At 71.9% G+C, this 8,774-nt stretch carries 8 protein-coding genes; 4 read left to right on the top strand and 4 right to left on the bottom strand.

Annotated features, from left to right (window positions below; genetic code table 11):
- The 4 genes from D7V93_RS30470 to D7V93_RS30455 all read left to right on the top strand — a co-directional run.
- Positions 1–543, top strand: a 543-nt coding sequence (locus D7V93_RS30470; protein WP_147451415.1) for a YceI family protein, incomplete at its 5' end; no start/stop codon positions are given.
- Between the two features lie 51 nt (positions 544–594).
- Positions 595–855 carry a hypothetical protein gene (locus D7V93_RS30465; protein ID WP_208723203.1) on the top strand — a complete coding sequence of 87 codons (261 nt, stop codon included), beginning with the start codon at positions 595–597 and terminating at the stop codon, positions 853–855.
- A gap of 129 nt (positions 856–984) precedes the next feature.
- Positions 985–1,830, top strand: coding sequence for an MNIO family bufferin maturase (gene bufB / locus D7V93_RS30460; RefSeq protein WP_120646728.1), 846 nt, complete (start codon positions 985–987; stop codon positions 1,828–1,830).
- Entirely contained in the window at positions 1,827–2,555 is a 729-nt protein-coding gene (locus tag D7V93_RS30455) for an HvfC/BufC N-terminal domain-containing protein (protein ID WP_120646727.1), read from the top strand. Before bufB ends, D7V93_RS30455 begins: the two co-directional genes overlap by 4 nt.
- 15 nt (positions 2,556–2,570) lie before the next feature.
- Here the strand turns inward: D7V93_RS30455 and D7V93_RS30450 are convergent, their stop codons facing one another.
- From D7V93_RS30450 to D7V93_RS30435, 4 genes are all read right to left on the bottom strand, one after another.
- The gene (locus D7V93_RS30450; protein WP_120646726.1) at positions 2,571–3,332 is read right to left on the bottom strand and encodes a hypothetical protein; all 762 of its coding nucleotides are present in this window, start codon (positions 3,330–3,332) and stop codon (positions 2,571–2,573) included.
- A gap of 68 nt (positions 3,333–3,400) precedes the next feature.
- The gene (locus tag D7V93_RS30445; protein ID WP_120646725.1) at positions 3,401–6,394 is read right to left on the bottom strand and encodes a tetratricopeptide repeat protein; all 2,994 of its coding nucleotides are present in this window, start codon (positions 6,392–6,394) and stop codon (positions 3,401–3,403) included.
- Positions 6,395–6,404: 10 nt separating this feature from the next.
- The gene (locus D7V93_RS30440) at positions 6,405–7,196 is read right to left on the bottom strand and encodes a sigma-70 family RNA polymerase sigma factor (RefSeq protein ID WP_120646724.1); all 792 of its coding nucleotides are present in this window, start codon (positions 7,194–7,196) and stop codon (positions 6,405–6,407) included.
- A gap of 12 nt (positions 7,197–7,208) precedes the next feature.
- The coding region (locus D7V93_RS30435) for a C39 family peptidase (RefSeq protein ID WP_120646723.1) at positions 7,209–8,774 on the bottom strand (1,566 nt) is incomplete at its 5' end.

Raw genomic sequence — 8,774 nt, 5'->3', positions numbered from 1 at the left:
TTCGTCTTCAACGACCCCAACGGCCGCGACACGGTGATGTTCGTGCTGGACGCGCCCCTGGAGGTCATCAACGGCCTGTCCAACCAGGTGAAGGGCCGCGTGGAGGTGAAGGGCCAGAAGGCCAGTGGCCGCTTCCAGGTGCCGGTGGCCTCCATCAAGACGGGCAACGAGACGCGCGACGGCCACCTGCAGAACGACCGCTGGCTGGACGCGGCGAAGAACCCGGACATCGTCTTCGAGTTCAAGGACGTGGCCCTGCCCGCGCCGCTCGCCAACGCGAAGCCGGTGACGGTGAAGGCGAAGGGGACGTTCACCGTGCACGGCGTGACGCGCGAGGAGCCGGTGGAGGTCACCGCCACGTACCTGCAGGAGACGGCGGAGACGAAGAACCGCGCCGCCGGTGAGCTGCTGCGCGTGCGTGCGAAGTTCCAGATTCCCCTGGAGTCCTACGGCATCAAGCGCACCGAGGCGCTGGTGCTGAAGGTGGGCGAGAAGGCGGACGTCACCGTCGACGCCTGGGGCTCCACGCAGTTCAAGCCGTAGATGCTTTTCCCCTGTAGTCACATCCCCCGCGGTACGAAAGGAAGCAACACCATGAACGTCAAGGCTCTTGCAGCGGTTGTCGGCACCCTCTCCCTCGGCGCGCTGGCCACCGGCTGTGCCTCCACGAAGGGCGCGGAGGGCACGCAGGCCGCTTCGTCCGAGAAGGCCGCCGAGGCCAACTGCAGCGCGAAGCCCGCCGAGGCGAAGGGCGCCGAGGCCAACTGCAGCGCCGGCGCCACGCAGCCCGCGGCCACCCCTGAGAAGGGCGCCGAGGGCAGCTGCGGCGCGGGTTCCTGCAGCGGCAAGAAGTAGTCATCACCAGCGGAGGGCCCGGAGGACGGGTCCCTCCCTTGCTCGCGGGCGGTGGGAAGACTTCTTCCTGCCGCCCGTGTTGTTTTCCGCCCCGCCCGTGCGCGGGGTCCGCCAGGAGGTCCCTTCCGCATGTCGCCCCGCTATTCACACCGCCATGGGTTGAAGCCGCTGGGGGCGGGCATCGGGCTGCGCCGCGACTTCTACGAAGCCCTGCCGCGCACCTCCCGCGCGCTGGACTGGGTGGAGATCATCCCGGAGAACTTCCTGTCGCTGGGGGGCCGCTCCCAGCGCGCGCTGGACGCGTGCCGCGAGCGCTGGACGCTCCTGCCGCACGGCGTGGGGCTCAACATCGGCGGGCCGGACGCGCTGGATGAGGACTACGTCACGCGGCTCGCCGCGCTGGTGAAGCGCCTGGACGCGCCGTTCTTCTCCGACCACCTGTGCTACTCGCGCCTGGGCGGCGTGCACCTGCATGACCTGCTGCCGCTGCCCTTCACGCAAGAAGCGGTGGAGCACGTGGTGCCGCGCGTGCGCGAGGTGATGGCGCGCGTGGAGCGGCCCTTCCTCCTGGAGAACCCCAGCTACTACGCGGCCATGCCGGGCGGCACGCTTCAGGAGGCGGACTTCCTGCGCCAGGTGGTGGAGGCCGCGGACTGCGGGCTGCTCCTGGACGTGAACAACGTCTGGGTCAACGCGACGAACCACGGCTATGACCCGCGCGCCTTCGTGGACGCGCTGCCCCTGGAGCGCGTGGTGCAGGTGCACCTGGCCGGCCATGACGTGGGCGACCGCGTGCTCATCGACACGCACGGCGACCGCGTCTGCGAGGACGTGTGGGCGCTGTACCGCTACACGCTCGAGCGCACCGGCCCCGTGTCCACGCTGATTGAATGGGACCAGGCCATCCCGTCGCTGGATGCCGTCCTGGACGAGGCGGATCAGGCGCGGGGCGTGCTCGCGGAGGTGACGCGATGAAGCCCTCGCTGAAGCACTTCTTCGACAGCATGGACGCGTACCTCGCGGGGCCGCCCGGCGCGGAGGGGCTGTCGAGGCTGTCCGCGGCGCACCCGGGCTGGGACGTCGCGCCGGAGCGCATGGCGCTCTACGGCCAGTTCGTGCGCGGCCACGTCCGCTCCACGCTGGAGAAGCTCTTCCCGCTGACGCGCCAGGCGGTGACGGCGCAGGCGTGGGACGCGCTGGTGGAGGGCTACACGCGCACGCGGCCCGCGCGGCACCACGAGCTCAACCGGCTGGGCGAGGCCTTCGCGCCCTTCGTCGCGGATGCCGCCGGGGACAAGGCGCTGCCTTCGTTCCTGCCCGCGCTGGCGCGCTTCGAGTGGACGGACTTCGCGGTGTTCGCCTCCGAAGAGGTTGTTCCCGAGCGCGTGGAGCAGCTCACGCCCAACCCCACGCTGGCGGTGCTGGAGCAGCCCTTCCGGCTCTGCGCGTTCGTGCGCTCGGAGGACCGGGGCGCTGGGCCCGCGGCCGGTGACGAGCTGGCGCTGCTGTGGCGCCACCCGGAGCGGCTGGTGACTTTCTACATGGAGGCCACGCCGCCCGCGCTGCTGGTGCTGAAGATGGCCGTGGAGGGCCTGTCCGAGGACGCGGTCGCCCAGGCCACCGGCATGGCCGCGACGGCCGTCCATGCGGAGGTGGTGCGCTTCGCGGCGGACGGACTGGTGCTGCGGCCCGCGGGGTAGGGCGGGCGGAGCTGCTCAAGACCGCGGGTTCTTGTCCTGCGTCCAGGGGCCTCCGCTCGAACGCTCGCTGGAGTTCGCACCAGGCTTGTGCGCCTCGCTCTTCTCGTGATTCGTGGGGCCATTGAGCAGGTGCTCCGGGTACGGGCTGCCCTGCTCCGCCAGGAACTCCCCCAGGGTCTTCGGGTCCAGGCGGAAGTCCTGCTCGGAAACCAGGTCCGTGTCCTTGCCAGGCGGCGCCGACACGCTGTCTCCGATGTTGCCCCCGTTCGAAATCCGCTTCTCCAACGCAGGCGTGATGGCCGCGGTCTGCGTGCCGTCAGCCACGGGCCCCGCGGCGACGACGGCGGGATCATTCCCCTGGGCGGTGGGCTGACCGCTGCGGGAGTCCGAACCCGTGGCGCCCGAGTCCGAGCCCCGCGCCTGCTTCTGGAGCCATGCGAAGAGGTCCTTCAGCGCGCTGCTGACCTTCTCCAGCGTCTCCAGGACCGAACCACCGGGACCCCAGGGCTTCTTCGCTGCCATCTGCGCGCCTGCCTCGCTGTCTCCCTGCCCCCTGGCGACGTCGCCGCGAACGACGCCACCGCCCACCCTCCCGGGAGGGCCCATGAAGCACTGCGTCTGGGCGGCCGCTCCGGAGGCTCCCGTCGCTTCCCACGCCGAAGCCGCGCGGGCCTTCGTGTCCGGGGGCTGCTTGATGGCCGCGTGCGCACGCGGCGCGACGGCCTTGGCGCGGGGAGGCGCGGGAGGCGCTGCCTTGGGGCGGATGGGGAAGGACATGGCAGCTCTCCTCGAAGTGACGTTGTTCCTATTATCCAAGAATCCGGCACCAGAGTTGCCGGGGCCGCTCAGGGGCCGACGTGCGCCTGCTTCCAACTCGCGACGGCGCGGGCCTGGGCCTGCGTGGACTCCCCGGCCTGGGTGAAGGCGGCGAGCGCGGTGTCCGCGAGCGCCAGGGCCTGCGTGCGGGACTCGCCCGCATCCCACAGGGCGCGCGCCAGCTCGAACTGGAGCAGGGCCATGCGCTCGGGGCTCCAGCCCAAGGGGCGGATGATGGCGAGCGCCCGTTCGGCGGCGGCGCGGGCGCGCTGGGGCTGCTTCAAGTCCAGCCAGGCACGGGCCAGCTCCGTGAGGCAGGTGACGAGCGCGGGCCCCTGCGGGCCTCCCTGGGCCTCCTTCGCGGCAAGCAGCTGCTCCAGCTCCGCGGAGGACTCACGCACGCGGCCCAGCTTGCGGAGCACGGCGGCGCGGGCCTCGCGGGTGTTCAGCGTGGCGCTGCTCCTGGGACCCAGCAGGCGGGTCTGGAGGGCCAGGGTGCGCTCGTAGCCGGCCAGCGCCGCGTCCAGGTGGCCCCGCCGCTCGTCCATGCGGGCCAGCTCCTGCAGCGACAGGGCGTACTCCGCATGCTCCTTCCCGAACGCGCGCTCACTCAGCTCCAGCGCGTGCTCGTGGTGCTGCTTCGCCACGTCCCATTCACCCACGTCCTCGTGGACCCGGCCCAGGTCGTTGTAGAGGCGCAGCGTGCTCAGGTGCGTGTCGCCCAGGGCGGTGCGCCGCAGCTCGAGCGCCTGCGCATACAGGGGCAGGGTGGCCCGGGCTCCCTCTTGGACACGGCGGGCATCGGCCAGGAGGATGAGGGTGTTGGCGACGGTGGGGTGGTGGGCGCCCAGGTGCTTCTGCTGGATGGCGAGCGCGCGCTCGTACATCGCCCGCGCCTCGCGGGGGCGGCCCTGGCGCTTGTGGACCATGGCGAGGTTGGTGAGCACCTTGCCCGTCTCCAGGTGCTCGGGCCCCAGCACCCGCTCGCGGATGGCGAGCGACTTCCCGTAGTGCTCGGTTGCCTGCGGCAGCAGTCCTTCTCCGAAGGCGATGGCGCCCAGGTTGTTCTCCAACTGGGCGGCGATCTCCTCCGCGGGACCGGAGCGCTCCAGCAGGGCCCGCGCGAGCACGGCCAGCTCCATGCCGCGGTCCACCTGCTCCAACTCGTAGCCCGTGATGAAGACCAGCTCCGTCACGGAGCGCAGCGCCAGCAGGTCGTGGCGTCCCGCGAGCGCGGCGCGCATGCCGTCGGCGTAGCTGCGCCCGGACTCCTCGTAGCGCGCCAGCCGGTACTCGAACCAGCCCTGCGCATGGAGGGCCTCCGCCTCCAGCGGGCGGTACTCCAGCTCGCGCGCCACCGCGAGCGCCGCCTGCGCGTCCCCCAGCCCCTGCGCGTAGCGCCCCGTCTCCAGCAGCACCTGCGCGCGAGCGAGCTTCAGGCGCGCGTCCTCCAGCTTCGCGGCCACGCCGGCCCCCTCCGGTGGAGGCACCACGGAGAGGATGGACTCCACGCGTGCGCAGTCCGACAGGCGGGGCAATTTCTGTGAAGCTTCGGCGGCCTTCTGCACGAGCGGCGCGTCCGCGTGCTCCAGCACGTCCGCGAACACGCCCAGCGATTGCAGCCGTGAATCCAGGCACGCCATGCGCAGCGCGAGCACGTTCTCCGGCTGCTCCTGCCGCACGCGCGTGGACTGACACGTCTGCGTGTAGCCGGTCTCCCAGGCCCGGGCGTAGTCCGCCAGGTTGCGCATCACCGCGTCCGCGGCCTCCGTGGCCAGCGGGCTGCCGGTGGCGAGCAGGGCCTGTCTCACCTTCGCCCCTCGCGCCTCGTTCCACACCGGGGCCATGCGCTCGGGAGCTCCGCCGCAGGGGTCGGAAGTCCCCCTCAGTGCGAGCGTGAGCGTCAGCGCAGCCACCGCCGCGAACACGCCCGTGCCCACGGCCACCTGGGTGCGCCGCCGGGTCGGGTCGCGCGCCAGGTCATCCAGCAGCGCGTCCATGGACGGGTAGCGCTCCGACGGCGACTCGCTCAGCCCGCGCAGCACCACGCGGCGCACCCACGCGGGCACGCGCGTCTCCTGCTTCGGGACCTGGAGTTGTCCGAAGTCCGGGGGCTGGCCGCGCGCGAAGGGGCGCAGGCCGAAGAGGGCCTCGTACAGCGCGACGCAGAAGCTGAATTGATCACCGCGCGCGTCGGTGGGCTCGCCCTTCCACTGTTCGGGCGGCATGTACGCGGGCGTGCCCATGAGCGAACCCGTGCGCGTGAGGGCCACCTGCTCGGGCGGTGGGGTCGCGGAGTCCGGGAGCGTGTCCGAGGGCAGGGCCGTGGTGCCTTCCGGCAGCCGGGCCAAGCCGAAGTCCGTCACCCGCACGCGACCGTGGCCATCCACCAGCACGTTGTCCGGCTTGAAGTCGCGGTGGATGAGGTGCGCGGCGTGCGCCGCCGCGAGCCCCTGGCCCGCCTGCCGGTACGCCGCGAGCACCTCGCGCCACGAGCGCGGCTGCTCCTTCTGCCACTGGCGCAGCGTGCGGCCTTCCACGAACTCCATCGCCATGAACAGCCGGCCGTTCACCGTGCCCACGTCGAAGACGGTGATGACCTGGGGATGGGACAGCCGCGCCACGGCCTGGGCTTCGCGCAGGAGCCGCTGCTCCAGCTCCTGCGCGCCATCGCCCTTGAGCGAGCGCACCAGCTTGAGCGCCACCTTGCGGTCGAGCTGCGGATCATACGCGCTCAGCACCACGCCCATGCCGCCGGAGCCCACCCGGTCGATGACGACGTAGCGTCCCAGCACGGTGCCGCGTCGCACCTCGTCGTCCTGGACGCGTGGATGGCCCGTGTCCGGACGCTCCACGGGCGCGGCGTCTGGGAGGGTGGAAGGGTCGGTGCCCCGCGCGGCCTCGCCCACCAGCGCGAGGCACGAGGAGCACGTGTCCAGGTGCGCTTCCACGGCGCGAGACTCGGCGGCTCCGAGCGAGCGCGCGCAGTACGCCAGGAGGGTGTTCTCGTCGGGGCAGTTCATGGCGGGAGTCTCAGCGCAGCAGGTGACGCACGCTCAAGTCCAGGCCACTCAGGAGCGAGTGCGCCAGACTGTGCAACTCTGATTCTCCGACGTTCAAACGGCGGCGCAGCTCCGCGTGGGTGCGCTCGGCCAGCGTGTCGCGCGCCGCCTTGAGCCAGCGCGTCATGGTGGCGCGGCTCACCCCGTGCACCTTCCCGATGTCCTCCACGCCCACGTTCTCCACCAGGTGCAGCCGCAGGAAGGTGCGCTGCCGGGGCTCCAGTGACGCGAGCGCCGCCGCGATGGACGCCTCGATGTCCGCGTGGTGCCGGTGCTTCAGCGCCGCGAAGGACGCGTCGTCCGGAGGCATCAGCGCGGGGATGAGCGCCTCCGCGGGACGCATGGCGCGCTCGCGCAGCTCCGTCATGGCGAGCCGCAGGGCGACGGTGCGCACCCACGCCTCCAGCGGGCCCCTCCCGTCATACTCCGCCACGCGGGGCGGTCCGTCCGGCCGCGCGAGCAGCAGCCGCTCGCGCAGCCGTTGCAGCGCTTCGTCCACCACGTCGGGTGACAGTCCCCGCCGGGCCAGGGCGTGGCGCGCGGCGGGGAGGTGCAGGCGCTCGAAGTGGGCGAGCGCCGGGGGCAGTCCCTTCGCGCAAGCGCACGCGAGGTACAGGTCTTCGACGTGCGGAGCCTGCGCACCCCCGCTGCTGGCCGCCCGCGCGGCGAGGTGGGCAAGGAAGTCCTCGCGCGCGAGCACCACCCCGGGCCACGCGGCGCGGGCCTGGAGGTAGACGGCGTCAGGAGGGGCGGGCGGCTCCATGGCGTCGGGAGTCTAGCCGCAAGCGGCCTGGCCGATTCCGAGCTGGCGGCGCACCTCGGCCGCGTAGTCGTACACCTGCTGAACGTACAGGTTGGAGTCGTTCTCCGACGGGGGCGCGTAGCGGTTGACGAGCGCTGTCCAGTCCCCGCTGTCCAGCTCCGCGCGGTAGTGGGTGCCGAGCAGCTTGAAGTACGCCTCGATGCCCTGCTCCAGCGTAGGCCAGCCCGCGAAGCTGCCGGACGCGTCGGGGGACTGGAAGGCCTCATACGCGCCCTCCTGGCCCACGAACTTGAGGTTGCCCGGGTTGTTGGCCCCGACGGACGCGCCCGCGGAGCACCACTGCGACTCCTTCCACAGCATCGCGAGCGCCAGGTCGATGGGCACGTCGTACTTCTGGGCCATCTGCGTCAGGAACTCGCCCTGGCCCGCGAAGCCCGACTCCGCGATGGACATGGCGCCCGGCGCCAGCCGCACCGACTCCAGCGCCTGTCCCTGGGCGCTGACGTCCACGTCCGAGGAAGGCGCCTGCGTCGGGGCCACGCCCGGAGGCGGGTGGATGGCGACGGAGTGACCGTCGTCGCCCTCGTGCTCCGCGAGGAAGCGCTGGAGTTCGGCGGGCGTCAGCTCCGTCACCGTGCTGGACGGATCATGGACGATGAAGTTGCCCTCGGGCGTCATCCCCGTGACGGCGATCCAGTGGCCGCCGCTGAAGCTGCCGGAGGCGAAGGCCGGCTCTTCGTTCTGGAGCATCACGTTGCTCTCGCCGTTGACGGCCACGAGGTTGCCGGACTCCACCTGCTGCTGGATCCACGCCACGTCGGAGCCGGCGTGGTACTCGGACGTGAGGCCGTTGTTCGTGGCCATCTGCTGGATGTCCATGTATCCGACGCCCGCGGAGGTGATGCCCACGCCGGTGCCCAACTGGTTGATGAGCGCACCGTCCGACAGCTCCGTGCCGATGCCGAAGCCCTTGAGGATCATCGCCATCGTGGTGGGGCCGCAGTTGGACTGCTGGTTCCAGTCGTCCTCGGAGCCCGCGGAGGCCATCTGCTTGATGTACGGCACCGGGTAGCGCTCGCCGGGGACCGCCGTGCCGCCGGAGGTGGTGCTGCCACCCGTGGAGCCGGTGCTGGTGCCGGAGTCGGTGGAGCCCGTCGTCGTGCCGCCGCCCTGCTGCGCACCCGGCGCGGTGGGAAGCTGGAGCGTTTCGCCCGCGATGATCAGGTCCGGGTTGGTGAGGCCGTTCATCTGGACGATCTGGTTCGCGATGGTCTCCACCGGGCCCGGCACCCCCTGCTGCATCAGGTTCCAGGCGAGGTCGCCCACGGTGTCACCCGGCTGGATCGTATAGGCCGTCGTGGCCGGAGCCTGCGCCGCGGTCAGGGCTTCGCGCAGGGCCTCGGCGGCGCCCTTGAGCTTCGAGCGCAGCACGGCCTCGCGGAGCGCCTCCACCGAAGCCTGGCGCTCCAAGCCCGGCGTCCTGCACCGGGAATGCTCGAAGCCGTCCAGGATGCGCTTCGCGGAAGGCGCCGACGCCGGGGCCGCGCGCGACGCGGGCTTCGAAATGGGGGCGGGCTG

Source organism: Corallococcus llansteffanensis, assembly GCF_003612055.1.
In the GTDB taxonomy this organism is placed as follows: domain Bacteria; phylum Myxococcota; class Myxococcia; order Myxococcales; family Myxococcaceae; genus Corallococcus; species Corallococcus llansteffanensis.
The sequence above is the reverse complement of the archived record's forward strand: the minus strand, read 5'-3'. Positions and strand labels throughout refer to the sequence as shown.

Excerpts from the sequence above, each read along its gene's own strand:
- D7V93_RS30465 (WP_208723203.1), top strand. The coding sequence starts at position 595 with ATGAACGTCAAGGCTCTTGCAGCGGTTGTCGGCACCCTCTCCCTCGGC.
- bufB (WP_120646728.1), top strand. The coding sequence starts at position 985 with ATGTCGCCCCGCTATTCACACCGCCATGGGTTGAAGCCGCTGGGGGCG.
- D7V93_RS30455 (WP_120646727.1), top strand. The coding sequence starts at position 1,827 with ATGAAGCCCTCGCTGAAGCACTTCTTCGACAGCATGGACGCGTACCTC.
- D7V93_RS30450 (WP_120646726.1), bottom strand. The coding sequence starts at position 3,332 with ATGTCCTTCCCCATCCGCCCCAAGGCAGCGCCTCCCGCGCCTCCCCGC.
- D7V93_RS30445 (WP_120646725.1), bottom strand. The coding sequence starts at position 6,394 with ATGAACTGCCCCGACGAGAACACCCTCCTGGCGTACTGCGCGCGCTCG.
- D7V93_RS30440 (WP_120646724.1), bottom strand. The coding sequence starts at position 7,196 with ATGGAGCCGCCCGCCCCTCCTGACGCCGTCTACCTCCAGGCCCGCGCC.